Source organism: Janthinobacterium sp. GMG2 (genome assembly GCF_033949445.1).
GTDB classification, from domain to species: Bacteria; Pseudomonadota; Gammaproteobacteria; order Burkholderiales; family Burkholderiaceae_D; genus Janthinobacterium; species Janthinobacterium aestuarii.
The window spans coordinates 60,996-87,418 of sequence record NZ_JAXAWA010000010.1 but is presented as its reverse complement, the minus strand read 5'-3'; the positions used below and the strand labels follow the sequence as shown (position 1 = coordinate 87,418).

Here is a 26,423-nt window from a genome sequence, read left to right as displayed (position 1 = left end):
TTTTGGGCAACAGTGCAATAAGGAAATGGTAGCAACTGTTACATTTAGATCACGTAGCCGCACGGCGCAACTGTCCGTCGGACTTGTCCTACCGCCGGTCAAGCAACTGTAAAAACTGGTAATGAAGGGATGTCAACGATGCAGGAAATCATGGAACTGGTGACGCCGCGGCTGGTACTGCGGCAATGGCGCGACAGCGACTTCGCGCCGTTCGCGGCGCTGAATGCCGATCCCCGCGTGATGGCCTATTTTCCTGGGGCCCTGTCGCACGACGCCAGCGACACCATGGCGAAGCGCTGCAGCGGCCTGATCGCCGAGCGGGGCTGGGGCTTGTGGGCCGTGGCCTTGCGAGAAAACGATGCCTTCATCGGCATGACGGGCTTGCATATTCCCGCTGTGCAACTGCCATGTTCGCCGTGCGTGGAAATCGGCTGGCGCTTGGCGTTCGATTACTGGGGGCAAGGTTATGCACAGGAAGCGGCACGGGCCGCCCTGCAGGCAGGTTTTGAACGCTTGCAATTGCCGGAAATCGTCGCGTTCACGGCGTTGCCCAACTTGCGCTCGAGCACGCTGATGGCGCGCCTGGGCATGCGCCGCGATGCGGACACGTTCGAGCATCCGGCCATGGCGCCAGGACACGCATTGCGCACGCATTGCCTGTATCGTCTGACGCGCGCAGAATGGTGTGCACAGGAGGGAACATGAGAATCGCCGCCATATCCGATATCCACGGCAACCTCGACGCGCTTGACGCCCTGCTGGCCGACATCGCCCGGCGTGGCGTGGACGTGACCGTCAATCTTGGCGATATCGTCTCGGGCCATCTGCAGCCGCGCGCCACGGCAGCACGCCTGATGGGGCTCGGCTTGCCGACCATCCGCGGCAACCACGAACGCCAGCTGCTGGGCGATCCGGCCCGCATGGGTGTGTCGGACGCCTATGCGCGCGCGCAACTGTTGCCAGAGCAACTGGACTGGATTGCGGCGCTGCCCGCCACCTTGCGCCTGCGGCACGATGTGTTGCTCGTGCATGGCACGCCCGTCAGCGACCTTGTGTATTTTCTCGACAGCGTCACGCCGCAAGGCAGCCGCGCCGCCACGCCGATGGAAGTGGCCGAACGGGCCGGCGAGACAGACGCCGCGCTGATCCTGTGCGGCCACACGCACATGCCGCGCCAGGTACGCCTGGCCGACGGGCGGCTGATCGTCAACCCGGGCAGCGTCGGTTTGCAAGCCTATGCCGACGACCATGGTTATCCGCACGTGATGGAAAACGGCACGCCGCACGCGCGCTATGCGATTGCCGAACAGGGGACCGATGGCCGCTGGACGGCGCAGTTCTACGCCGTGGAATATGACTGGGAAAAGGCGGCCCGGCTGGCGCTGGCCAACGGCCGGCCCGACTGGGCCACGCCCTTGCGAACGGGATTCGTCGGCGCCGCCTGAGCGCTTTAGCAGCTTGGGGCGCGCGTGACGGGCACGGGCACCAGTTCCGTCTTGCCGTCCTTGGCGATCACCTGGTTGATGCTGATGCTGCAGCGCTTGCCTTCCCACGAGAACGCCGCTTCGTAATCTTCGCCGGCGCGCGGCGTGAAGGTGATGTCGCCATGGCAGCTGGGTGATACGCTGTCATAGCGCACGCCGTTGGCCACGTAAAACGAGGACACGTCTTGGAAGCCCAGGCGCAGGCTGCTGGGCTTGTCGGCGGGAACTTCATATTCGCGGAAATAGGCTTTCGAGAAAAAGCCGTCCTTGCGCGACAGGTTTTGCGACGTTTCCGTCTCCGGGATGCCCAGGCTGGTATTGCTGACAGTGCCAATCAGGGAGCCGAAGGCGGAACTCATGCCGCCGCTGGCCTTTTCCACGCCATCGCTGAACATGCCGCGGATGCAGCTGCTGTCGCGGTACAGGAAGGCCGTGGCGCCATTCTGGCCGAACAGGCGCAGGCGGCTGATGGCCGATGTTGCCGGTGCGGCTGGGGCGCTGGCCGCATCGGCGGCTGCAGCTGCGGGGGCGTCGGTGGTGACGGCATCCTGGGCAAAACCGGAGGCACTGAGTAACAGGGAAAACAGGACGGCAGGGTTTTTCATTGTGAATTTTAAATTATCAAAAAGAAACAATATATACCATGTGGCAATATATTGCTGCTCTTTCTGATAAGTTTCCCCCGCGCCGCTCCCTAGCGGAACTCTTCCGCCACCAGGTTGTACTTCTGCATCTTGTGGTACAAGGTCTGTTTCGGCAAGCCGAGCACCGCACTCACTTCGCTGACGTTGCCCGAATATGCGCGTAGTTCCTGCTCGATCAGAGCGCGTTCGAAGCCGTTCACCTGTTCCGCCAGCGACAAGGGGCTGGCCTGGCCGCTCGCCAGCAGGCTCGATGCGCCACCGGCGATGCCCAGCACGAAGCGGTCGGCGATATTACGCAGTTCGCGTACATTGCCGGGCCAGGAATGGGCCATCAGATTGCGCATCTGCGCGCTGGAAACGACGGGCGCGGCGCGGTTGTAGCGGGCGGCGGCGGCCAGCACGAAGTGTTCGAACAGGATGGGAATATCCTCGCGCCGTTCGCGCAGCGGCGGCAGGTGCAGCACGATCAGATTCAGGCGGTAGTACAGGTCGCTGCGGAATTTCTGCTGCTGCGACAAGTCTTCCAGGTCCAGCTTGGCCGCCGCGATGACGCGCACGTCAACGGGCGTGGGCACGTTCGAGCCGAGCCGCTCGATATAGCGTTCCTGCAGCACGCGCAGCAATTTCACTTGCAGCGACAGGGGCAGCGATTCGATTTCGTCGAGGAAAAAAGTGCCCTGGTCCGCGTGCTCGATCTTGCCCACCTGCCGCTTCGCCGCGCCCGTAAACGCGCCCGGTTCGTGGCCGAAGACTTCGCTCTCAAAAATGCTTTCGGGAATCGCGCCGCAGTTGACGGCGACCAAGTTGTGCTTGCGGCGGTGGCTGAAGTCGTGCAGGCAGCGGGCCACCATTTCCTTGCCCGTGCCCGTGTCGCCATAGATCAGCACATCGGCCGGTTCGTCGGCTACGTCGAGTATCAAACGCCGTATGTCGCGCATCGCCACGGAATTGCCCAATAGCCGCGCTTCGATGCCGCCGCCGTCCTCGAGCTGGCGGCGCAGGCTGTGCACTTCCAGGGTCAGGCGGCGGGTTTCCAGCGCGCGCAGGATGACGTCGACCAGCTGGTCGGACGAATACGGTTTTTCGATGAAATCGTAGGCGCCCGTGCGCATGGCGTGCACGGCCATGGTGATGTCGCCATGGCCCGTGACGAGGATCACGGGCAGGTTGGCATCGAGCGTCTTGACCGCTTGCAGCAATTCCAGGCCGCTCATGCCGGGCAAGCGCACGTCGCTGACGACGATGCCAGGGAAATCGGGCGTGAGCAGTTTATAGGCCAGCTCGGCCGAGTGGAAGGCCAGCACGTCCAGGCCGGCCAGTTGCAATGCTTGCTCGCTGCCTTCGCGTACGGTGGGGTCGTCTTCGACCAGCAAGACCTTCAAGCCGTCAAACATGTTTTTCCTCCTGCGTTGCAATCTGTAGTTCGATGGTGAAGATGGCGCCGCCGCCGGGAGCATTTTCGGCGCGCAGCACGCCGCCAAACTGACGCGTGATCTGTTCGGAAATGGCCAGTCCCAGGCCCAGTCCCAGTCCTTGCGGTTTTGTCGTGAAGAACGGTTCGAACAGGTGTTCGTACACTTCCGTTGACAGGCCCGGTCCCGTGTCGGCAACGTGGATCAGCACATGCTCGGGCGTGCATTCGACGGATACGCGCAGGCTGCGCACGTCGCTGCCATTCATGGCGTCGAGCGCATTGGCGTACAGATTCACCAGCACCTGCTCGAGGCGGTTGCTTTCGCACATGGCGAAGATGTCTTCGGGCGGCAATTGCAAAGTAAAACGCACATTTTCCACCTGCAGCCGGCGTTCGACGAGGAACAGGGCGTTGCTGATGGCCGTGGGAATCGACACGGACGTCAGGCTGGTCGTCGACTTGCGCGCAAAAATCTTCAATTGGCCCGTAATGGTCCCCATCCTGGCCGCAATTTGCGATATCTTCGTCAGGTTGCGCCGCGCGTCGTCGAGCCGTCCCCGCTCGAGCAGGATGACGGCATTGTCGGACATGGTGCGCAGCGCCGTCAGCGGCTGGTTCAGTTCATGCGTGATGCTGGCCGACATTTGCCCCAGCACGGCCATCTTGCCGGCCTGAAACAGTTCGTTTTGCGTGATGTGCAGCTTTTGCTCGGCCTTGCTGCGCACCTCGATTTCCTGGCTCAGGCTTTGCGTCATGGCATTGAGTTCCGACGTGCGTTCCTCGACCATGGCTTCCAGGTTGTCATAGGCATGCTGCAGATCTTCGCGGGCGCGCAATTTTTGCGCCACGGCCGCGCGGCGTTGGCGCAGGTAAAAGAACAGCAGCATGAAAAAGCCCAGCAGCACGCAGGAGAAGGCGGCCGCCGCGCGCGCGCTGGCCTTGGCCTGCGCCAGGTCGGACAAATAAATGAAAGTCCAGCCTTGCGGCGACTTGAGTTTGATCTGCGTCATGACGCTCGAACTGATCTTCGGCGGCGTGTCGGCGTGTTCCTGCTCGCGCACGCTGATCACGCGGGCGCCATTGCCCAGCTGGCGGTCGGAAACGAAAGGAATGGCGGCCAGCTGCTTCGAATAGTACTGGCGCGTGCGGTTGAGTTCTTCGACGATGGCGGGCGACAGCGGCGCCAGGGTCTTGTACTTCCAGTCCGCCATGGAACTGAGAAAGATCACGCCGTGCTCGTCGGCCAGCATGACCTTGTCGGCGCCCTGCACCCAGCGTTTTTCCAGGGTTTCCAGGTTCACCTTTACCGTTGCCAGGCCCAGCATGTGGCCATTCTGGTAGATGCCGTGGGCAAAGAAGTAACCGGGTTCCAGCCGTGTCGTGCCGACGCCATAGAAGCGGCCCGGCGTGCCGCGCAGCGCGTCCTGGGCGTAGGGGCGGAACGAGATATTGTCGCCAATAAAGCTGTCGGGCTGCTGCCAGTTGCTGGCGGCCCGCGTGTTGCCATCGAGGTTGCTGATGAAAATGGTCGACGATTTCGCCTGCGCATTCATCTGCTCGAGGTAATGGTTGACCGTATCGACCAGCACAGGGTCTTCGGGATGCTGCAGCAGGCGGATCACGTCGCGGTTCAGCTCCAGGGTTTTGGGCAGGAAGTCGTATTTCTCCAGCGCATTTTCCAGGCTGCTGACATACACCTCGAGGCGCTGCGCGCCGCTGGCCTGCAGCTTGCCGATGGCGATGCGTTCGGTCCAGAAATACACGAGCCAGACGGTGGCCAGGCAGGCGGCCAGCACCACGCCCCAGGCCAGCGTTTCGCGGCCCGACCGTTGCGACAGGCGCTGGCGCCAGGAAAGGGAGGGTTTGGTAGTACTGCTATTCATAAAATCAGCTGCCAACTTGCACGAACCCACAGTATCGCATTTAAATATTGCGTAAAAAGAAAAAGCCGCCGGATATGCATCCGGCGGCCCACACTTCTATTTTACGGACATCTCAACGTCCGACAAAATCGTAGCGAGCGGCAGTGATTTATGGCCGAGAAGCGCAACCGTACTTTAGTACGGTGAGCATCGCCGGCCGCAAAGCGCGCCGCGCAGTAGATTTTGGCCGACGTCCTTAGAACGTGTGGCGCATGCCGAGGTTGAAACCGCTGTTACCGGTGCCATCGTCGGTGGCATTGCCAACCTTGTAGGTAGCGCCGTTCTTGTTGCTGATGTGGCCGTAACCTGTGTACAGGTCGCTGCGCTTGGACAGTGCATAGAAGGCGCCGATGGCCCACTGCTGGGCGTCACGGTTGGCATTGCTCTTGTCGTTGTGGCGGATGTACGACGCGACCAGCTTGGTGGCGCCGAACGGGGCGCTGAAGCCAACGAGGATGTCGTTGCTCTTGCTGTCGTCGAGGGCGCGGTTGTCGGCGTAGCCGAAGTTACCTTGCACCACGCCAAAGTCGTAGCGCGTGGCCAGCAAGGTGTTGCGCGTTTGCTGGGTCGCCAGCGCATTTTCCTGGCGGTGGTGTGTCAGGGTCACGTTCAGCGGACCGTCGATGTAATGCACGGCGCCGCCCATGCTGCGGTTTTTCGCATTGTCGCCGGCCACTTCGCCAAAGCCATACGCCAGGTCGGCCGACAGCTTGCTCCAGGTCGGTGTGCTGTATTGCACCATGTTATCGATGCGATAATTCGTCGCCATAATGTTCGACGCCGTGCCGGCCAGGCCGATGACAAACGGATCGGCCACGTCGCGCAGGGCCAGGTAGTACGGCGTATATTGGCGGCCCAGGGTGAGGGCGCCGGCGCTGCCGGTCAGGCCCACATACGCCTGGCGGCCGAACAGCCGGCCGCCCTGGCCCGAGGTACCGGTATCGATATTGAAACCGCTTTCCAGCACGAAGGTGGCGGCCAGGCCACCACCGAGGTCTTCCTTGCCTTTGAAACCGATGCGCGAGCCCGAAGCGACGCCGGAAGCGACGCGGTTCAGGCGGTCTCCGGACGCATCCTTGTCGAACACCAGGCCGGCGTCAGCCACGCCATACATGGTCACGCTCGATTGGGCCATGGCGCCGGTGGAGGCTGCGCCGAGGGTCAGCAGGGTAAACAGGACTTTTTTCATGAAAATCTCTCTAATAAGTTGGAATGACTACTGATCGCACTACCTGACTGCTTGTTACTCAACATCGACAACAAATAAATGGCCCGCTTGTGGCGGGCCATGGCGCTATCAGGCTTTGCTAGCGTGATCCGCTTCGCCCCAATGGCTTTCCGTGTTCTGGCTGGCCGCGTTGGCCGCGGCGGCTTCTTCCTCGGTGGCCAGGCCACCTTCCCACTTGGCGACGACAGCCGTGGCGACGGCATTGCCGACCGCGTTGGTGGCCGAACGGCCCATGTCGAGGAATTGGTCGACGCCCATCAGCAGCAGCAAGCCCGCTTCCGGGATATTGAACTGGTTCAGGGTAGCGGCAATCACCACCAGCGAGGCGCGCGGTACGCCGGCCATGCCTTTCGAGGTCAGCATCAGCAGCAGCAGCATGGTGATCTGCGTGCCGATCGACAGGTCGATACCGTAGGCTTGCGCGATGAACAGCACGGCAAAGGTGCAGTACATCATCGAGCCATCGAGGTTGAAGGAGTAGCCCATCGGCAGCACGAAGCTGGAAATCTTGCGGTCCACGCCGAACTGGTCGAGCGCCGTCAGCAGTTTTGGATAGGCCGCTTCCGAGCTGGCCGTCGAGAATGCCAGCAGGAATGGTTCGCGGATCAGGCCGACCAGTTTGAAGACGCGCGGGCCGATGACGACGAAGCCGGCGCCGATCAGCAGTGCCCACAGGCACATCAGGCCCAGGTAGAAGCCACCCATGAACTTGGCAAACGTGACCAGCACGCCCAGGCCGTGCGTGGTGATGACGGAAGCCATCGCGGCGAACACGGCCAGTGGGGCCAGGTTCATGATGGTGCCGGTGATGCGCAGCATGACTTGCGCCAGCTGGTCGACGACGGCCGTCAGGGTCTTGCCCGATTCGCCCAGGCCGGCCAGTGCGCCGCCGAAGAAGATCGAGAACACCAGCACTTGCAGGATTTCATTGTTGGCCATGGCCTCGATCGGCGACTTCGGCACCAGGTGCGTGAAGAAATCTTTCAAGGTGAAGGCGGCCGTTTTCAAATTTGTCGAAGCGTGTACGTCCGGCAATGGCAAGCCCAGGTTGGTACCCAGCTGCATCAGGTTCGACAGCACCATGCCCAGCGCCAGCGAAACCAGCGAGGCAACGACGAACCAGCACATGGCTTTCAGGCCGATGCGGCCTGCCGTCTTGCCGTCGCCCATGTGGGCGATACCGACTGTCAGGGTCGAGAACACCAGCAGCGCAATGATCATCTTGATCAGGCGCAGGAAGACGTCGGTGACGATGGAAATATTGCCAGCGATCTGAGCGCTGAGCTTGGCATCAGGGAAAGCGGTGTTGCATCCATAGCCGACAATAATGCCGAGGACCATGGCAATCAGGATGTACAGGGTTAATGGCCGTTTCTTTTTCATTTTGACTCCTCCGGTGAAACGCCGCTGTGAGCGGATTATTGATAGCGAGCAACTCAAGCTTGGAGTCAATATTTCTCAAAAACAAGCCCTTGCGTGCTAGCGATTATTTGCAGCAAAACCTGTACATAGCAAAGGATATGCCTGAAATTGGGATTTGGCGCATAACTTCTTAAGTTGTTGATTTAAGGAAGCTTTTTTGTTGTTAGGATGTTGCAACTTCGCGTGCTTGCGCGAAATATTGGACGCGGCGGGCCATCGCTGTATGACTTTTCATACGCTAGTCGCGGCAGGGCGGCAGTGCGTCAAAAAGGCAAGATTATCAGGACAATAAAAAAGCCCCTCCGAAGAGGGGCCGATGTTACGTAATGCGTGTTCTATTGATGTTAGAACTTGATATTGGCCATCAGACTGAACGAACGGGGCTGGCCTGGCGTGTAGCGGAAGCCGGACTTGTTGATGGCCGCCACATAGGTCTTGTCGGCCAGATTGTAGGCATTCAACTGCAGGTCGAGGTTCTTGTTGACGGTGTAGCTTGCCATGGCATCGAAGACCCAGTAGGCATCGACGCGTGCCGGCGTGCCGACGGCGCCATCGGTGCCGCGCAGCATTTCACCCACGTAACGCGCGCCGCCGCCGATCTTCAGGCCGAATGGCAGGGTGTACGAGGTCCAGCTGGTGAACGCCTGTTTTGGCGTGTAGCTGAGGTTGTTGACGCCGCTGGCCGTGACGACCTTGCCCGACTCGACCTTGGTATTCATGCGCGTGTAGCCGGCGCTGACCAGCCAGTTCGGCATGATCTCGCCCACCACGCCCAGTTCCAGGCCTTCCACGCGTTTCTTGCCGGTCTGGTAATAAATGGTCGGGATCACAGGATCTTGTTCCACTTCATTCTTGACGGTGGTCTGGTAGACGGCGGCCGAGAACGACAGTTTTTGTTTCAGGAAGTCCCACTTGGTACCGATTTCCTTGGTAATGGTTTCCTGTGGGTCATATTTTGGATTTTGCGCGCTGTTGGCGCCCGCGCTCAAGGCGAAGTTGACGCCAGGCGGCGCTTTCGACGTGGCCAGCAACGCATACACGCTGCTGTCCGGCGTCGGCTTGTACATGGCCGAGATCTTGCCGTTGGCCAAGGTGTCGCTCAGGGTCAGATGCGTCGGAATCGGCGTGCCGACGGGCAAGGGCTGTACCGCAGGCGCGGTCACGGCCCCTTGCAGAGCGACGGCATCATACGTGGTGTTGAAATGGTCGAAACGCACGCCGCCGTTGAACAGCCACTTGTCGCCGAACTTGATGGTGTCGAACACGTACAGGCTTTGCGTATTGACTTCGCCTTCGGTGAAGGCGCCGCTGCGCACGGGGTTATGGCCGGTGACGGTGTCACGCGGGTTCGGGTTGTACAGATTGGCATCCTGCAAAGTGCCCAGGCTGGCTGGCACATAGCTGTAGTTCGTCTGTTTTTCGCTGGTGAACTCGGCGCCGGCCACCACGGAGTGCTTCAGCACGCCCGTGTCGAATTGTGCGCTGACCACGGTCTGGTTGGTCAGGATCGTGTTTTCCTGGTCTTTCACGGTGCGCAGCGAGCGCGCCATGGTCCAGGTCGACGGATCGGTGGCGACCGGTGTCTTCAGGTTGACGGTGCTGCCCATGAAGGCCGTCAGCAGGTAGTCCTGCTGGGTCTTGCCATAGCGCGTGGTGTTCTGGATTTGCAAGGTTGGCGAGAAATCATGGTCGATGCGCAAGGTGCCCATATCGGCCTTGACCTTGTTGTAGTCCGAAGTGGAGCCGTAGAAATTCTTCGGATCGACCTTGGCCGCGCCGTTCAGGAAAGTGCGGATGACCGGGTTTGTCTTCGTGATGGTGTCCGGCGTCGAGTAACCAGGCAAGCCGATGGTCGGCACGCCGCCGTCGGGTACGTTGTCCTGATCCACATGCAGGTAGCTGGCCGTGATGCGCGTCGGTTTGCCGATGCCGAAGGTGACGGTGGGCGCGAAGGCCCAGCGCTTGTTCTTGACTTCGTCGCGCGCCGGATCGCCGCTGTCCTGCGTCATCAGGTTCAGGCGCAATGCCGTGCCGGTATCGCTGTCGAGAACGCGGTTCCAGTCGGCCGTGGCGCGTTTCTGCTTGCCGCTGCCCACTGTCAGCAGCGAATTGAATTTGTTTTCCATGGTCGCCGTCTTGCTGACCAGGTTGATCGAGCCGGTCGGCGAACCGCGGCCGCTGTCCGTGCCCGCCGGGCCCTTCAATACGTCGATCTGTTCGATGTTGAAGACGTCGCGCGAGATGGAGCCCACGTCGCGCACGCCATCGACATAGATGCTGCCCGACGAATCGAAACCGCGCATGTAGACGGCGTCGCCCGTGTTCGTGTTGCCGTTTTCACCGAGGAAAAAAGTACCCACGCCTGGCGTGTTGCGCAGCGCGTCCGTCAGGGTCAGCGCACCTTGCTGCTCGATCAATTCCTTTTTGATCACGACGATGGTTTGCGGCGTATTGACCAGCTCTTCCGTGTATTTCGGCGACGAGGCTTTTTCTGCCTTGAAATCATTTTCCTTGGAGCCCACGACCTTGATTTCGTTCAGGGTTTGCTGCGATGCGGGCGCGCTTTGGCCGGCCGGGTCGGCTGCCTGGGCGGCAACGGGCAGCAGCATCACGGCCAGGGCGGCGCCGATGTGCTGGTTGAAACGGGTGGGGGCGTGTTTGCGGCTCTTGATTGCCATCTTGCTCTTTCGAAAAGGTCAGGGTAGTGGTTCCTGGCTGGCTCTGCGCCGCAGTGCTTGGGCACGCGGGCAAGTGGCTGGCGATGGAGACGGAATAGGCCGTATTGTAATAACTGGGCGCTATTTCGTAAATGAGAATCGTTATCAGTATCATTTACGCAACGGATTGGGCGTGCCGCAAAAAAAACACTGTCATGGCTGATGAATGCTTGCTTTGCGGCCCGGCCGCTGCTATGCGCGCAAGCGTCCGCCGGCGGGAGTATGATGAGCAACCTTTACAAATTTCCTTTCAGAATGCTGCAGACTCCCGATGCCTTTGTCCCCCTGATCGATGCGCCCGAACCGGCCCCGGCCGCCACGGATACGCTGACGTTTGTCTTTCACCGCGGGCGTTTGTTGTTGCGTACGCCAGAGCTGACCTTGCCCACGGCCGCCGAGGTAGCCGCGTACGATATCGATCTGAGCCGCGCACAGCCCGTGGGCTGGTGGCAGGGCCGCTATTGCCAGACGGTCTGGGCCGACGAAGAGTTGCCGCCGGGTGCCGGCCTGGCCTGGCACGGCATGCGCTCGCTGTTCAATGCCGTCGACGATGCTTTCCTGGGCTTGGCCAGCCGCGCCGTGCAACTGGCCGAGTGGGCGCGCACGCACCGCCATTGCGGCGTGTGCGCCACGCCCATGCAGCGCACGCGCGGCGAACGCTGTTTCACCTGCGCCGCCTGCGGCATGCTCGCGTATCCGCGCATTTCGCCGGCCATGATGGTGCTCATCCGCAAGGGCGAACAGGTGTTGCTGGCCATGCACAAGCACTCGCCATCGCAGCGTTTCAGCCCGCTGGCCGGTTTCCTGGAAGCGGGTGAATCGATCGAGGAAGCCGTGCACCGCGAAGTGATGGAAGAGGTGGGCTTGCGCGTGCACAATCTGCAGTACTTCATGAGCCAGTCCTGGCCGTTTCCCCATTCGCTGATGATCGCGTTTACGGCCGATTACCTCGACGGCGAGATCCGCCTCGACGAGAACGAGATCGCCGAGGCGCGCTGGTTCGGCCCCGGCGATGCGTGGCCGGAGGCGAGTTCGAGCGTGTCGATTTCCGCGTTGCTGGTGGGCGCCCACCGTCCGCCAACGGCATAGAAAGCCGGGGCTGCTCGGGCAGCCTGCCGCATTTTCTATATACTGGCGGCAATTGAAAATTTTAGGGTGGTGTAGCATGTCTCAAGAAGAATTCTCCGAAAACGACTGGCGCCGGCTGATCAGCAGCTTTGGTGAAGATCCGCAGCGTCCTGGCTTGCTGGAAACGCCGGCACGCGTGGCCAAGGCGTGGAAGCACTGGACGTCCGGCTATGGCCAGGATCCGGTGGACTTGCTGAAAGCGTTTGAAGATGGCGCGGAACAGTACAACGAGCTCATCGTCGTGCGCGGGATTCCCGTCTACAGCCATTGCGAACACCATCTGGCGCCGTTCTTCGGCAAGGCCACCATCGGTTACGTGCCAAACGGCAAGATCGTCGGCCTGTCGAAACTGACGCGCCTCGTCGATTGTTTCTCCAAGCGCCTGCAAGTGCAGGAACGCATGACGATGCAGATCGCCAATGCCCTGATGGAAGTGCTGGAACCGAAATCGGTGGGCGTGGTCGTACGCTGCCGCCATCTGTGCATGGAAAGCCGCGGCATCCGTACGCCGGGCGAAGAAACCATCACCTCGGCCATGCTGGGCGAGATGCAGCCGAACCTGGCGCTGCGTACGGAATTTCTGGCACTGGCGCGCGAAAGCTGATTGTTCGGCGATGATGCGTGACGAAGGCGGCAGATGCCGCCTTTTTTTATGCTCTTCCCGATTCCCGTTCCGCCAGGTAGCGCGCTGGCGGCTTGCCCGCCGCCTTGCGGAACATGGTGACGAAACCGCTGGTATTTTCATAACCGAGTTCCAGCGCCACCGCTTTTACGCTGTGGCCTTGCGCCAGCCGTCGCAAGGCCAGGATGACGTGCAATTGCCGGCGCCAGCGGCCCACGCTCATGCCCAATTCCTCCAGTGACTGCCGGGTCATGCTGCGCTCGCTCATGCCGATGCGGCCGGCCCACTCGGCCAGGGTGCTTTTATCGGCGGGCTGCGCCAGCAGCAGGGCGGCCAGGCGGCGCAAACGCGCATCGCGCGGCATCGGCAGATGCAAGTCTTCCACGGGCGCGGCCGCCAGTTCGTCGAGCAGGGTGAACACCAGGCGTTCCTGCGCGCCATGCAGCGCGGCCAAGGTGGGAAAACCGGCCGCCTTGGCGATCAGTTCGCGCAGCAGGGGCGAGACGGCCACGGTACAGCAGACGGTGGGCAAGGCCGGCGCCATGGCCGGTTCGACAAACAGGCAATAACATTGGGCCTCGCCCACGCCCTGCGCGGAATGCATCAGGCCGCCCGGTATCCACACGGCGCACTGGGGCGGCACGATCCACACGCCGCTGTCCACCTCGCAATGAATCACGCCGCGCGTGGCATACAGCAACTGCCCCTTGCGGTGCTGGTGCGGTGCCTGCTCGGCCTCCTCGGGCACGCTGGCCAGGCCCACGGCCAGCAGCGGGCGCAACACGCCATCGACGTCGAAATCCATGAGGGAGGCGCTGGCGTCAAGGCCCAGCTCGGTGGTGAGCATGTTGGGCTGCAATGGATGGGACATGGGTGGATTCTGGCTGGATTGAATAATATTGTGGCTATTTTATGCAATGACGCGCGGTACCGCCAACGGTATTGTATGGAGATCCGCAGCCCCGCTTCAACGGCAACCGCCGCCGCCAGTGTTCTGATGAAGGTAAGGAGGAACGGCAACCCCTTGAAGGAGTCATCACCATGCAGCTTGATCTATCCACTTTTCCCCTCGTCTGGATGCGCCGCGAGGCAGCGCCTGCCCAGCCCGATATGCTGTTTGCCCAGTTTGACGCGCTGCTGGCGCGCCGCCAGGCGTTTGTCATTCTCAGCGAGGAAGGCTTTGACGAGGATGGGCACGAACACCCGCAGGAAGAGCGCAAGCGGGCGTCACTCTGGATGAAGCAGAACAAGGCGGCCATCCGCGCGTATATCCAGGGCATGGTGCTGGTCGAACCGAGCGCCGCCAAGCGTCTGGCGGGCAAGGCCTTTGCCGTGATGTTCGGCAAATTCTGGGGTTATCCCCTGCATTTCGGCACCAGCCGCGACGACGCGCTCGACATCGCCCAGCATTTGCTGCACGCGTGGCTGCCGCCCCAAAAATGATCTGACAAGGCTACACAACGCCTGACAAAACCGACGCGCAGCAGGTTTGGTCAGGTGTTCCTAATAGCGATAGTCGTTGATAAAGTGTTTTGTAAAATTGTACTTGCTGCCGCCGTCGAGCAAGTCGACCAGGCGTTTCGGCGCCGAGGCCGACATGAAGGCGTCGGCCGCGCCGCCCGTGCTGCGAAACTTCATGCCGGGGCTGAGGATCTGGTTGGCGCCGATTTTCAGGTGCTGGAAACTTTTCGTTTTCTCATTGTTGAGAATAAAATGCAATTCCTGCCTGAAGGTCAGGAAGGGGATCTTCAGCCACCAGCCTTCGTCCGTGCCATAGCTGGCGACGCTGGCAAAATGCGTGTTCTTGTCCGTCAAGGTGGGTTTGCCCAGGCGGTCGTTGATGCGTTTCATGGCTTCATTCTTGGTCATGCTGTGCTTTCGTGATTCATCTTATATCCGGCGTGCATTTTGACACAGGCACGCCACCCCCGCCTGCCTTGCCACCCCCTATCTGCATGCTTTTTTACTGCAATGCAGCATCAATTCTCATCAATTCTCATCAATTGTCGCAACGCATTAACAACACCAAGCAAAAATCATTGCCTCCCGGCATTGTAAATACCGGTATTTCGAGCGTATGCTGGTGTCGTCTGAACGGTGCCGCCAGAGCATCGTCGCCGCCGCATTCCTGGCCTGTCGCGCAGGAAGCGGGCCACGCCCCACCGCCGCAAATAGATAGTTGGAGACACAGCATGAAGAAATTGACGTTCCAGCAGAAGTTATGGATTCCCCTGATTTGCAGCCTGTTGTGCATCACCGTTATTTTTGTCTATAACGCCCTGGAAGTGCGCAAGATCCGCATCGAAGAGCGCAGCGCCGACCTGAGCAATGCCGCCGACCTGGGCCTGGGTGCCGTCAAGATGTTCGGCGACCTGGCCGCCAGCGGCGCCTTGACGAAGGAAGAAGCGCAAAAGCAGGCCACGGCCGTCATCAAGAGCATGCGTTTCGGCGAGACCGGTTATTTGTCCATCATCAACCTCGACGCCGTCGTCGTGATGAATCCCGCCGCGCCGCAAACGGATGGCAAGAACATGTCGGATTTTAAGGATGCCAACGGCACCTATCTGTACCGCGACATCGTGGCTGTCGGCAAGAGCGATACGGGCAAGGGCTTCGTTCATTATTATTTCCCCCGTCCCGGCCAGAAGACCCCCGAACCGAAGATGAGCCGCGTGGCGGCCTACAAGCCATGGGCCTGGACCCTGGTGGTGGGCGTGTACATGGACGATATCGACGCGGCCTTCCGCCAGTCGCTGCTGACCTCGCTGGGCGTGCTGGTGCTCGTGTGCGGCTTGCTGGCCGCCGTCGTCGTGGTGATCAACCGCAGCTTGCGCCATGCGCTGGGCGGCGATCCCGAGTATGCGGCCGACGTGGCGGAAAAGATCGCGAATAACGATTTGAGCGGCGTCGTGCGCACGCATGCCAACGATCGCCACAGCGTGCTGTACGCGATGAAAACCATGCAAACCAACCTGGTCGATGCGATCAGCGAAATCCGCCATAGCGCCGAGACGATCGCCACGGCGTCGAGCGAGATCGCCAGCGGCAATATGGACTTGTCGGCGCGCACGGAAATGCAAGCCAGTTCGCTGGAAGAAACGGCTGCCTCGATGGAGGAATTGACCTCGACCGTGACACAAAACGCGGGCAACGCCGTGCAGGCAAATGAGTTGGCGCAGTCCGCTTCCGCCGTGGCCCGCCAGGGCGGCGCCGTGGTGGCGCAAGTGATCGGTACCATGGACACCATCAACGCCTCGTCGCGCAAGATCGTCGACATCATCGGCGTCATCGACGGCATCGCCTTCCAGACGAATATCCTGGCCTTGAACGCGGCCGTGGAAGCGGCGCGCGCCGGCGAACAGGGTCGCGGCTTTGCCGTCGTGGCATCTGAAGTGCGTAATCTGGCGCAGCGCTCGGCCGGTGCGGCGAAGGAAATCAAGGAGCTGATCGGCGCTTCCGTCGACAGCATCGCGGCCGGCAGCACGCTTGTCGCACAGGCGGGCACGACCATGGATCAGGTAGTCGCTTCCGTCTCGCGCGTGACCGACATCATGGCCGACATCACGGCCGCCTCGCACGAGCAAAGCACGGGCATCGGCCACGTCAACCAAGCGATCACGGAGATGGATAGCGTGACGCAGCAAAATGCGGCACTGGTGGAAGAGGCGGCGGCAGCGGCGTCGAGCATGCAGGACCAGGCGGCCGTGCTGGCGCAACTGGTGGCGCGCTTCAAACTGTCGGCGCAGGAGCCGGGCACGTCGCCGCGCCTGGCGGCCACTTCGGCTGGCGCACCGCGCGCCGCGGCGAAAAAGCCGCTGCGCAGCCTGGCGGCGCGCTAGGGTTCTACTGGGCTGGTGCCGCCGCTGGCGGCGCCGGTTCGAATTCCAGCTTGTCATCGACGACCACGAATTGCCCGACCGGCTGGCCCAGGTCGGCTTTCGGGTCGTTTTCCATTTCCGTCAGCTCATTGCAGGTATTCGTTTCCGCCTGCCACAACTGCTTGCCCATGCGGATATTCCACAGGCCATCGCCGGCCGCGAACAGCTCGACGGTGATGTCGGCCGGCGCATCCGTGGACAGGGTATGCAAGCGCTGGCATTGCGGCAGATTGGTCGCCATCAGCTGCACTTCCACGGTATCTTGCCAAAAATAACGTTGCTGGCGGCGCACGGTCAGGGAATGGTCTTGCCCATCGAACATGTAGATGGCGAAGTCCTGGACACAGCCTGACAGCAGGACGGACAGCGTGACGATCAGGAGTTTGCGCATGGTCGGCTTTCTTTGTTTTGTGCTCGGGAATGTCGGGATGCCTGCGTGACGGCGCTAGTGGGTGCTTGCGCCGCCTTGTTTTTCGCTTACGTGGCATTATATCCATGCATATCAGTTGCGGCGCGACAATAGTTATGCCAAGTTCGCCTGCTCCTACTTATCTACCTGGAAAGACCACGATGATCGACCTGTATTACTGGACCACGCCCAACGGGCACAAAGTGACGATGTTCCTGGAAGAAGCGGGCATCCCCTACAACCTCATTCCCGTGCATATCGGCAAGGGCGAGCAGTTCAAGCCCGAGTTTCTCGCCATCGCGCCGAATAACCGCATTCCCGCCATCGTCGACCAGGCGCCGGAAGATGGCGGCGCGCCGCTGTCGCTGTTCGAGTCTGGCGCGATTTTGCAATACCTGGCCGAGAAAAGCGGGCAATTCCTGCCGATGGATGTGCGGGGACGTGCCGAAGTCATGCAGTGGCTGTTCTGGCAAATGGGCGGCCTTGGCCCCATGGCGGGACAGAATCACCATTTCGTGCAATATGCGCCCGAACCGATCGACTACGCCATCACGCGCTACGTCAACGAAACGAACCGGCTATACGGCGTGCTGAACAAGCGCCTGGCGGACCGTGCATTCGTGGCCGGTGACAGCTATTCCATCGCCGACATGGCGATCTACCCGTGGATCGTGCCGCACGAACGCCAGCGCCAGAAGCTGGAAGATTTCCCGCATCTGGCGCGCTGGTTCGCGGCCATTGCCGCCCGTCCCGCCACCGTGCGCGCGTATGCGCGGGCGGCGGAAATCAATGTGCAGCCGACCGTCAGCGGCGATGCGAAAAGCGTGCTGTTCGGGCAGACGGCGAAGACGGTGGCTTGAGCAACGGTTAATTGCCCCGGTACGTGGAAAAGCCGAAAGGGCTGAGCAGCAGCGGAATGTGATAATGCTGCTCAGTCTTTTCTACGTGGAATTGCACGGGGATTTCCGGGAAAAAGGTTTCCTGTTTCAGGCGCGCATAGTGCTCGCCTGTCTTGAACACGATGCGGTAATCGCCCGCCTGCATGGGCGCATTCACCGGATACATGGCCGCGATGCGCCCCTGCGCATTCGTCACGGCACTGCCCAGTTGTTGCCAGCCTTCACCGTTCTTTTGCTCCAGGGTGACCGTTACGCCCGCCGTCGGCTGTCCGCTCTGCAAGTCGAGAATGTGCACGCTCAAGGGATTGGCGGCGGCCAAGGCCATGCTGGACAGGCTGGCGAAGGCCAGGGCGGCGGTGATTTGTTTCAGTGTGCTCATCGTCGTATCTTTCAGTTTAAAGGGTAGGGGAATCGAGTTCAGGGATAGCGGCCAGGGCGGCATGGGCGCAGGCCCGGTCTTGCAGGGCACCGCCGCCACCGGCCACGCCGATGGCGCCGGCTACTTCGCCCTTGCTTCGCAAGGGCAGGCCGCCGCCCAGCAGCAACAGTTCCGGCACGGTCGTCAAATTGGCCATGTCGGGATTGCCGCGTGCGGCCACGGCCAGCGCCTGGGTATCATTCTTGGTGGACAGGGCCGTGTAGGCCTTGCGCCGGCTCGCATCCGTGTTGTGCGGCCCGACGCCATCGGCGCGCTGCACAGCGACAATATTGCCGCCACGATCGAGCACGGTGACGACGATGTGCCGTCCTTGCGCCTGGCATGCGGCCATGGCAGCATCAGCCAGCTTGTTGGCCGCCGCCAGCGAGAGGTCATCGACCTTGCGCAATTGAGCGTGCGCTGGGCTGGCCAGCAGGCACAGCAGGGTACTGCCGAGTAACAGGGTTTTCATGTGGCTGTCCGTTGAGTGAAGTGACGCCAGTATGGCCAGTGTTGCCCTACGAGAAGATGATCGCCGCATGACATTTTTATCATCCGCAGCGGTTTGCACGCGGCGTAAAATGGTTCAACTTCCCACAAGAAAGCCCCTACCCATGCGCATCCTGGTCATTGAAGACGAACCGAAGACGGGCGACTATCTGCTGCGTGGCCTGGCCGAGTCCGGCTTTACGGTGAGCCTGGCGCGCAATGGCCGCGACGGCCTGCATATGGCCAGCAGCGAGGCGCCCGATCTCATCGTGCTCGACGTCATGCTGCCCATCATGGACGGCTGGCAAGTCTTGCGCGCGCTGCGCTTGCAGGAAGGCGGCGCCGACGTGCCCGTAATCTTCCTCACGGCGCGCGACGAGGTGCAGGACCGCGTGAAAGGCCTGGAACTGGGCGCCGATGATTACCTGGTGAAACCGTTCGCCTTTGCTGAACTCGTGGCACGCATCCGCACTTTGCTGCGGCGCGGGCCGCCGCGCGAAGACGACGTGATCCGCATCGGCGACATGGAAATCGACGTGATGAAGCGCAAGGTGAGCCGGCAAGGCCAGCGCATCACCCTGACGGCCAAGGAATTTGGCTTGCTGCATCTGCTGGCGCGGCGCCAGGGCGAAGTCTTGTCGCGCTCCATCATCGCCTCGCAAGTGTGGGACATCAATTTCGAGAGCGACACCAACGTCATCGATGCGGCCATCCGCCGCCTGCGCAGCAAGCTCGACGATCCGTTCGAACCCAAGCTGATCCACACCTTGCGGGGCATGGGCTATGTCTGCGAATTGCGCGCGCCTGCCGTGGCTGACAGTGGCACCGCTCAATGAAGCTGGCGCAACTCCGCCGCTCGCTGACCCTGCGCGTCACGCTCGTGTTCGTACTGATCGTGGCGCTCGTGTCGGCCGGGCTGGGCATGCATTTGTACCGTTCATTTGTCGCGGAAATCGAGCGCCGCGACGATATTTTATTGCTGGGAAAACTGCGGCAGATTCAGCAGCTGCTGGGCAATGCGGGCACCCTCGACATCATCCGCGAGCGGCCCCAGTATTTCCGCGACACCATGAGCGGCCAAGAAAATTCCCTGGTGCGCATCGTGCGCGCCGATGGCACGCGTTTGATCGACGTCAATCCGAACGGCGAGACGGTGGCGCATCCTGTGCCCGTGGCCGTCGATGCGCCCGTGACGGACAGCGACATCGTCAGCTGGACCAGCCGCGACGGCTATCCGGCCAGGGTCGTGGCGGCCAGCGCGCGCATCGGCGACCCGGCGCAGATGGCGGACATTTCCGTCGCCCGGGTCTACGGCGACCGCACGGCCATGTTTGCGGCCTACCGTTGGCAAATCGTCGTCTCCGTGGCCGTCAGCGCGCTGGTGGCGGCGCTGTTGGCGAGCCTGATGCTGCTGCGGGGACTGCGGCCGCTGCGCAATATCGCCGCCCATGCGGCCCTCGTGCGGCCTGGCAAGCTGGAGCAGCAACTCGATGCGCGCGGCGCGCCCACGGAATTGCTGCCTCTGATTCAGGCGCTCAACGCCATGCTGGCGCGGCTGCAGGAAGGCTATGCGAGGCTGTCGCAGTTTTCCGCCGACCTGGCGCATGAATTCCGCACGCCCGTCACCAATTTGCTGGGGCAAAGCCAAGTGATGCTGGCCCGCCCGCGCAGCGCGCACGAGTATGAACAGCTGGTGTCATCGAATGTGGAGGAGCTGGAACGGCTGTCGCGCATGATCGACAGCATGCTGTTCCTGGCGCGTGCGCAGCAGGATGAAATGGTGCTCGTCAAGCAAGTCTTGCCCGTGCAGGACGAGTTCTTGCGCCTGGCCGATTTCTTTGAGGGACTGGCCGAAGAGCGCGAGCTGGCGCTGGCTTGCCATGGCAGCGGCACGGTGACGGCCGAGCCGCAACTGCTGCGTCGTGCGCTCGGCAATTTGCTGTCGAACGCGATACGCCACGCGGCGCCCGGCAGCACGATACTGCTGCGCTCGCATGCGACCAACGAGGGTGTGGAACTGAGCGTAAGCAACCTCGGCCCCGCCATCCCCGCGCGCCACTTGCCGCACCTGTTCGAGCGTTTCTACCGCGCCGACCCGGCCCGCAGCGACTCGGCCGCTTCCACAGGCTTAGGGCTGGCCATCGTCACGGCCATCATGCAGTTGCATGGCGGCAGCGCGACCGTGGCATCGGACGCGGCCGCCACGACGTTTACTTTAGTGTTTCCGCTCGAGGACTGTAGGTCGGATTAGCGCGCAAGCGCGTAATCCGACATCACGCGCCAACCATATTGTCGGATTACGGTCCTGCGGACCTAATCCGGCCTACGCCGTAAAGCATGGTCATGGGGCCGTCAACCCATCTCCACCAAAAACTCATGCATGCCCGTATGCGGCAACTGCGCACACGCGGGCGCGAAATGCGGCAATTGGCCCCACAGCAGCGGGTTGCCTACGATATACACATGGTGCTGCGCGCGCGTGAGGGCCACGTTGAGCAAGTTCGGCGTGGCTGCCGCCCACTGCGCGGCACCGGCCGTGCTGTCATCGGCGCCGAGGACCAGCATCACCACGCTTTGCTCCTTGCCTTGGAAGGTATGCACGGTGCCCACCATCTGGCTGCTCCACTGGCGCAATTCGCGCGCCGTCGGCGCCTTGCCGTAGCCGAGGCGGCGGTCCCAGTCCATGTCGACGATGCGCGAACGCAATTCGTTGCGCACGGCCTTGAATGGCGTGATCACATACATGTCGGGCAGCTTGCCGTCGCGGCGGTACAGTTTCAGCAGCACCTCCAGCACGAAATCGAGTTGCACGGGCACGACCTGCTTGTAGCTGACAGGACCGGCGGCGTCGATCCAGCAGCTGGGGCCACGCGTGAGTCCGCGCGCGCCGGCCGGCGGCGTGCGCTCAGCCAGCCCATAGACCATCTTGTCTTCGTAGGCGATGCTATTGGCCAGCGAAAACATCGGTTCCACGCAGCGGCGGTGCACGCGCAGGGGGCTGCCGATCCACAGGGGCTGCGCGCTATTGGCGCCGACAGTCGCACCATAGCGGTTGGCCTTGTCCGCCAATGTCTGCACGGAAACGGAAGTCGGCGCATAACTGCCATCCTGCGTGTGCGGCGACAGGGCGGACAAGGTTTGCACGAGGCGGCCCGGCACCGTGAACACGGGCTCGATCTGCAGCGGGTCGCCCACGACGACAGCACGCTTCGCGCGCCACAGGCTGCCCAGCGCCGCTTGCGGCACGGCCTGGGCCGCCTCGTCGATGAACAGCCAGCCCAGCGATTCGGGGCCCATGCCCTGGAACTGGCGCGCGAACGAGGCAAACGTCGTCGACACGACGGGCACCACCATGAACAGGCTGTGCCAGACCATGGCGATGTGCGACTGGTCGTAGGCGCGCTTGTTTTTCAGCAATTTCGACACGGCCAGCAAGTTGCCGCCAAAGCCGGGGCCGCCTTTCTTTGCCACTTCCGCCAGCCATGCTTCATGCAGGGCCAGGGCCTTGGCAAACAGGCGCGAGCGCAGGCGGGCCAGGGCCGGTTCATGCCACAGGCCGCCAATTTGCAGGGCGTCGCCATCGAGCTCGTCCAGGGTTGCCGGTGCGGCGATGGTGGGGAAGCGCATGCGCGCGCGGCGCAGCAGTTCCGTGCTGTCATCCCATTCGCGCTGGCGCGATTGCGCCGTGCGCAGGGCGATGTGCAGGCTGTTGCGCGCGCGTTCGCAGCGCGGCTCCAGCTCGCCCTTCAGCAGCAGCTTGATGGCGGACACGTCGCGCGCGGCCTGGCGCTGCGCTTCGGCGTTGGCGACGACGGCATCCTTGTAGGCGCGCGCCGGTGCCGTGCGGAACAGGCGGGCAAAGAAGCCGGGCTGCGTCAGCGCCACCAGGCGTTCTTCTTCCAGCAATTCCTTCTTGCTGGCGAGCAGGGTGTCCTGCTGCGCCAGCGCGCCGGACAAGGCGCCATTGGCTGCATCCATCTCTTGCTCGGCCGCAATCAGCGCTTGCTGGCTGGCCTGCATGAAGTCGGCTTCCGTGCACGTGCCCACGGCTTGCCACAGGGCCGCGTACTGGGCGTGCTCGGCCAGCGCCTTTTCCACCACGTGTTCCGTCTCGCGGAATTCGCGCGCGGCCTGCGCGAAGCTCACGCCCTGGTGGCTGGCCAGCCACTGGCGGATATTTTGCGCATTCGGCGTCTTGCGCGTCGTGGTCTTGTCCCAGTCGTCGTCATAGAAATTGCTGACGAAGCGGCGGCGGTTCGCGCTATTGCCCAGTGCACAGGACATCAAGCCCCATGGCGCTTCCGCCTCACTCAGCGCGCGGTTGGCGCCATTGCCGTCCGCCACGACCCGGCGCGCCACGCTTTCAAAGTAGCGCGTGCGTGCCCATTCCTTGCCCAGCTGCTTCGGTTTTGGCAGGTCGCCGGAAATGTTTTCCACCGCCGCGTTATTCGACGAGGCGACGACCATTTCAAAGCCCGTCAGTTCCGGGCGCAAGCGGGCGATGGTGATCGGGTCGCGCACGCCTTCAAAGGCCACGGCCACCTTGCCGATGAAGGCGTCGCCGGCGCGATCGAGGCAGGACAGCACGCTGGCCCGGCGCACGATGTTGTCGGCGAACAATTCGCGCAACAAGGTCGTCTTGCCCGTGCCCGGCGGGCCATTGACGGAAAAGATGCCGCGTTCGCTCAAACCCGTGCGCGCGCCGTGGATGGCGAACTGCTGCATCAGGCTCATGGCGTAGCTGGCGTCTTCCAGCCAGTGGCCACGGTTCATATTGCCCGGGTTGAGCATGGCGGCCAGCGCCTGGCGTCCGGCCGGGCTGTACAGGTCGATGCGCTCATCCTGTGCCAGCGGTGTCAGGTAGGCGGCGACGGTCGCCGGCAGCTTGCCGCCACGCAAGGCGCGGATGATCTGTTCCAAGTCATCGAGGTAAAAACTGTTGAGGATATCGATCGATGGCTCCACCGCGTCGCCAAAGTCCAGGCTGCGGTTCTGGCTGGATTCAAGCGGATCGGTTTCCGTGGCCGTTGCGCGTTTCTTGCGCGTACGCAATTCCAGCACGGCCAGCGGCTGGCCGGCGGACGGGTGGAAGCCGGCCCAGTCGCGCAGCAGGTCGGCCAGGGCTGCGATTTCCATGCCGGACAGGGGAGAGGAGACATTGCCGGCCTCGTCCGTCACTTGCTGTGGCGTGCGGCTGGCTGCGAAGTTGCGCAGGCTGTCCTGCAGCGCCAGCTGGCTGTCGCTGAAGGCGTCCAGGCTCAGGCCAGACCAGTCCGGCGTGCGGGCGCGGCCCAGCGCCCACGGCAAGGTCGACACGGACACCGGATCGAACTGCGGCTCGCCCAGCGCATTGAGATTGAGGCGGGCAAAGCACGAGCGTCCCAGCAGTTCTGTTTTTTCTGTTTCGGCAATGTTTTCCGGGCCAGTGGCTGGCGGACAAGCCTTGTTGATTTCCGCCTTGTCGAACACGCCGAGGAACAATGAAAAGCCGTCGATCTCGCGGTCGGACGGTACTTGCCATTGCGTGGCGAACTGCGGCGGCAATTGCGCCAGCTGTTCGCGGTGCAGGAGACGCACGGTGGACTGGTCTTCAACGTCCGTGATTTGATTCAGGTCAAACGGGATAAAAAATTCGATCTTGTGCCAATACTCCAGGATAGCCAGGAGGCGCTGCTGTTCTGCCTGATTCATGATGACCAATATTTTGTAAAGCGAGCGAGGATTGTAAAGCGTATGCGCGCTGCACGTTTTGCACTTTTGTCTATTGCGCGGGCTTTGCGGCAAAAAAAAGTGGTATTGGCAGACGAAAAAAAGCCAGGCAGCAACTTCCTGCCTGGCTTTCTCCCGTTGGGATGTTGCTGAGGGTTAAAACTCGTGCATTAAAACTCTTCCCATTCGCTCTCGGCGGCCGCATTGCTGCGGCGTGCCGGCGCGGCCGCGACGGCCTTGCGCGCTGGCGCTGGCTTGGCCGCGGGGCGCGCGATGGCGGGGGCGGCTGGTGCCGTGCGCACAGGCGCCAGCTTGGCTGCGCTGGCGACATGGTTGCCGGTTTTAAAGAAGCCGACCACATGTGCCAGTTCGCCCGCTTGGTCCTGCATGCTTTGCGAGGCGGCCGCCGCTTCTTCCACGAGGGCCGCGTTTTGCTGCGTCACTTCATCCATTTGGGCAATGGCCATGTTGATCTGCTCGATGCCGATGGTCTGTTCGTGCGTGGCCGACGTGATCTCGCCCATGATGTCGGTCACGCGCACGATGCTGTCGACGATGTCGCCCATGGTCTGGCCCGCTTCATTGACGAGGCGCGAACCCGTGTCCACGTTGGCGACGGAGGCGGCGATCAACTCCTTGATCTCTTTCGCCGCGCCAGCCGAGCGCTGCGCCAGGTTGCGCACTTCCGAGGCCACGACGGCAAAACCGCGTCCCTGTTCACCCGCGCGTGCCGCTTCGACGGCCGCGTTCAAGGCCAGGATGTTGGTCTGGAAGGCGATGCCGTCGATGACGCCGATGATGTCGACAATCTTGCGCGATGAGGCGTTGATGGTGCCCATGGTATCGACCACTTGCGAAACGATGCTGCCGCCGCGCACGGCCACTTCCGATGCGCTTTTCGCCAACTGGTTCGCCTGGCGCGCATTGTCCGCGTTCTGCTTCACGGTCGAGGTCAGCTCTTCCATGGCCGACGCCGTTTCTTCCAGCGAGCTGGCTTGCTCTTCCGTGCGGGACGACAGGTCGAGGTTGCCGGCGGCAATTTCGCTCGATGCCGTGGAGATCGCATCCGTGCCGTTGCGCACTTGCGCCACCACGCCCAGCAGGCTGGTGTTCATGGCTTTCAGGGCGCCCAGCAGGCGGCCCGTTTCATCGCTGGAATTGACGACGATGTGCGATGACAAGTCGCCCGAGGCCACGGTTTCGGCCACGCTGACGGCCGCATTGATGGGCTGGGTGATCGAGCGCGTGATGATCCACGCAACAAAAGCGCCCAGCAGCACGGCCACGCTGCCCAGGGTAATCATGGAGGCGCGCGCGCTGTTGCTCAGCGTTTCGGCTTCCGTTGCCGCCTGCGCCGCCTGCTCGCCTTCATACGCGACCAGGCTGTCGAGCGCGCCCAGCACGCGCTTCAGGCTCGGCGCCGCTTGCTGCGTCAGGAAAGCGATCGCTTCTTCGGTCTGGCCCGCATTGCGCAGCTCGATGACCTTGTTGTTCAGCGGCGCGCCCGATTTCAGGGCCGCGTCCAGCTCGGCCATCAGCGCCGTTTCCTTGTCCGTCGAGATTTTCTTTTGCAAGGTTTCCTTGGCGGCGCCGTATTTCTTGCGCGACTCGCCAATCTTTGCCAGTTCCGCCTGCACCAGCGCTTCCGTCGGCGCCACCACAATGCTCGTGATCGCCAGGGTAATGTTACGCACGTTGTCGCTCATGGTATTGGCGGCCGCCATTTTGACGTTCTTGTCGGCCACGATGTCGTGCGTGCGCGCGCTCAGTTGTCCCATGGAATACAAGCCGACGAGCAAGACGGCCACCAGCAGGCCGAGGACGACAGCAAACCCGATCCCGAGCCGGGTGCCGATTTTGAATTGTGTGAGTGACATGATTGCTTTCGTATTGCGGAAGTGAGGGAAAACATCGGACAGGCCAGCGCTACGGGTTTATACGTAGCGGCGGCTAGCCTGTAATTGTTCCTCAAAATTCCGCACTGCAATACAAAAACTTGTATCAAGTCCGTGAAAAGCTGAAAAACCGGTAGCAACTTGA

22 protein-coding genes are annotated in these 26,423 nt (G+C 62.0%); 9 read left to right on the top strand and 13 right to left on the bottom strand.

Going from position 1 to position 26,423, the window contains the following annotated elements; translation table 11 throughout:
- Positions 1-138: 138 nt before the first annotated feature.
- Positions 139-705 (top strand): GNAT family N-acetyltransferase, encoded by a 567-nt coding sequence (locus SKZ59_RS27205; RefSeq protein WP_319993560.1) that lies wholly within the window; start codon positions 139-141, stop codon positions 703-705.
- Positions 702-1,445 carry a metallophosphoesterase family protein gene (locus tag SKZ59_RS27200; protein WP_319993501.1) on the top strand — a complete coding sequence of 248 codons (744 nt, stop codon included), beginning with the start codon at positions 702-704 and terminating at the stop codon, positions 1,443-1,445. The genes SKZ59_RS27205 and SKZ59_RS27200 overlap by 4 nt, the downstream gene beginning before the upstream one ends.
- A gap of 5 nt (positions 1,446-1,450) precedes the next feature.
- Here the strand turns inward: SKZ59_RS27200 and SKZ59_RS27195 are convergent, their stop codons facing one another.
- From SKZ59_RS27195 to SKZ59_RS27170, 6 genes are all read right to left on the bottom strand, one after another.
- The gene (locus tag SKZ59_RS27195; RefSeq protein ID WP_319993500.1) at positions 1,451-2,089 is read right to left on the bottom strand and encodes a hypothetical protein; all 639 of its coding nucleotides are present in this window, start codon (positions 2,087-2,089) and stop codon (positions 1,451-1,453) included.
- Positions 2,090-2,178: 89 nt separating this feature from the next.
- Positions 2,179-3,522 carry a sigma-54 dependent transcriptional regulator gene (locus SKZ59_RS27190; protein ID WP_319993499.1) on the bottom strand — a complete coding sequence of 448 codons (1,344 nt, stop codon included), beginning with the start codon at positions 3,520-3,522 and terminating at the stop codon, positions 2,179-2,181.
- Positions 3,515-5,425: a sensor histidine kinase gene (locus SKZ59_RS27185; protein ID WP_319993498.1), complete on the bottom strand. Its 1,911-nt coding sequence runs from the start codon at positions 5,423-5,425 to the stop codon at positions 3,515-3,517. Before SKZ59_RS27185 ends, SKZ59_RS27190 begins: the two co-directional genes overlap by 8 nt.
- Positions 5,426-5,660: 235 nt before the next feature.
- Positions 5,661-6,653, bottom strand: a complete 993-nt coding sequence (locus SKZ59_RS27180) for a porin (protein WP_051991521.1) — start codon at positions 6,651-6,653, stop codon at positions 5,661-5,663.
- Between the two features lie 108 nt (positions 6,654-6,761).
- A complete protein-coding gene (locus SKZ59_RS27175; protein WP_034754392.1) occupies positions 6,762-8,075 on the bottom strand; it encodes a dicarboxylate/amino acid:cation symporter in 1,314 nt (437 codons plus the stop codon).
- 383 nt (positions 8,076-8,458) lie between these two features.
- Positions 8,459-10,792, bottom strand: coding sequence for a catecholate siderophore receptor Fiu (locus tag SKZ59_RS27170; RefSeq protein WP_319993497.1), 2,334 nt, complete (start codon positions 10,790-10,792; stop codon positions 8,459-8,461).
- Between the two features lie 294 nt (positions 10,793-11,086).
- Here SKZ59_RS27170 and nudC point away from each other — a divergent pair, with 294 nt between their 5' ends.
- Positions 11,087-11,920, top strand: coding sequence for an NAD(+) diphosphatase (nudC, locus tag SKZ59_RS27165; RefSeq protein WP_070302960.1), 834 nt, complete (start codon positions 11,087-11,089; stop codon positions 11,918-11,920).
- 76 nt (positions 11,921-11,996) lie between these two features.
- Complete coding sequence (gene folE, locus SKZ59_RS27160; protein WP_034754386.1) at positions 11,997-12,563, top strand: GTP cyclohydrolase I FolE; 567 nt, start codon at positions 11,997-11,999, stop codon at positions 12,561-12,563.
- A gap of 46 nt (positions 12,564-12,609) precedes the next feature.
- Here folE and SKZ59_RS27155 read toward each other — a convergent pair whose 3' ends face one another.
- Positions 12,610-13,386: an AraC family transcriptional regulator gene (locus SKZ59_RS27155; protein ID WP_139143367.1), complete on the bottom strand. Its 777-nt coding sequence runs from the start codon at positions 13,384-13,386 to the stop codon at positions 12,610-12,612.
- A 236-nt stretch (positions 13,387-13,622) separates the two neighbouring features.
- On the opposite strand from SKZ59_RS27155, the gene SKZ59_RS27150 reads away from it, so the two are divergent.
- Positions 13,623-14,024 carry a hypothetical protein gene (locus SKZ59_RS27150; RefSeq protein ID WP_034754384.1) on the top strand — a complete coding sequence of 134 codons (402 nt, stop codon included), beginning with the start codon at positions 13,623-13,625 and terminating at the stop codon, positions 14,022-14,024.
- Positions 14,025-14,084: 60 nt separating this feature from the next.
- Here SKZ59_RS27150 and SKZ59_RS27145 read toward each other — a convergent pair whose 3' ends face one another.
- A complete protein-coding gene (locus tag SKZ59_RS27145; protein ID WP_319993496.1) occupies positions 14,085-14,450 on the bottom strand; it encodes a hypothetical protein in 366 nt (121 codons plus the stop codon).
- A 323-nt stretch (positions 14,451-14,773) separates the two neighbouring features.
- Between SKZ59_RS27145 and SKZ59_RS27140 the strand changes: the two genes are divergently transcribed.
- A complete protein-coding gene (locus SKZ59_RS27140; protein WP_070302955.1) occupies positions 14,774-16,420 on the top strand; it encodes a methyl-accepting chemotaxis protein in 1,647 nt (548 codons plus the stop codon).
- 4 nt (positions 16,421-16,424) lie between these two features.
- On the opposite strand, the gene SKZ59_RS27135 is transcribed toward SKZ59_RS27140, so the two are convergent.
- A complete protein-coding gene (locus tag SKZ59_RS27135; RefSeq protein WP_034754379.1) occupies positions 16,425-16,850 on the bottom strand; it encodes a hypothetical protein in 426 nt (141 codons plus the stop codon).
- A 179-nt stretch (positions 16,851-17,029) separates the two neighbouring features.
- Here SKZ59_RS27135 and SKZ59_RS27130 point away from each other — a divergent pair, with 179 nt between their 5' ends.
- Positions 17,030-17,728: a glutathione binding-like protein gene (locus SKZ59_RS27130; RefSeq protein ID WP_034754377.1), complete on the top strand. Its 699-nt coding sequence runs from the start codon at positions 17,030-17,032 to the stop codon at positions 17,726-17,728.
- A gap of 7 nt (positions 17,729-17,735) precedes the next feature.
- On the opposite strand, the gene uraH is transcribed toward SKZ59_RS27130, so the two are convergent.
- Together uraH and SKZ59_RS27120 are read right to left on the bottom strand one after the other, a co-directional pair.
- The gene (gene uraH / locus SKZ59_RS27125) at positions 17,736-18,146 is read right to left on the bottom strand and encodes a hydroxyisourate hydrolase (RefSeq protein ID WP_319993495.1); all 411 of its coding nucleotides are present in this window, start codon (positions 18,144-18,146) and stop codon (positions 17,736-17,738) included.
- 16 nt (positions 18,147-18,162) lie between these two features.
- A complete protein-coding gene (locus SKZ59_RS27120; RefSeq protein WP_319993494.1) occupies positions 18,163-18,657 on the bottom strand; it encodes a heme-binding protein in 495 nt (164 codons plus the stop codon).
- Positions 18,658-18,799: 142 nt separating this feature from the next.
- Between SKZ59_RS27120 and SKZ59_RS27115 the strand changes: the two genes are divergently transcribed.
- Entirely contained in the window at positions 18,800-19,510 is a 711-nt protein-coding gene (locus tag SKZ59_RS27115; RefSeq protein ID WP_139091984.1) for a heavy metal response regulator transcription factor, read from the top strand.
- Positions 19,507-20,925 (top strand): heavy metal sensor histidine kinase, encoded by a 1,419-nt coding sequence (locus SKZ59_RS27110; protein ID WP_319993493.1) that lies wholly within the window; start codon positions 19,507-19,509, stop codon positions 20,923-20,925. The genes SKZ59_RS27115 and SKZ59_RS27110 overlap by 4 nt, the downstream gene beginning before the upstream one ends.
- A 101-nt stretch (positions 20,926-21,026) precedes the next feature.
- On the opposite strand, the gene SKZ59_RS27105 is transcribed toward SKZ59_RS27110, so the two are convergent.
- Positions 21,027-24,365 (bottom strand): DEAD/DEAH box helicase, encoded by a 3,339-nt coding sequence (locus SKZ59_RS27105; protein WP_319993492.1) that lies wholly within the window; start codon positions 24,363-24,365, stop codon positions 21,027-21,029.
- 188 nt (positions 24,366-24,553) lie between these two features.
- Positions 24,554-26,260 carry a methyl-accepting chemotaxis protein gene (locus SKZ59_RS27100; RefSeq protein WP_319993491.1) on the bottom strand — a complete coding sequence of 569 codons (1,707 nt, stop codon included), beginning with the start codon at positions 26,258-26,260 and terminating at the stop codon, positions 24,554-24,556.
- Between the last annotated feature and the right edge of the window lie 163 nt (positions 26,261-26,423).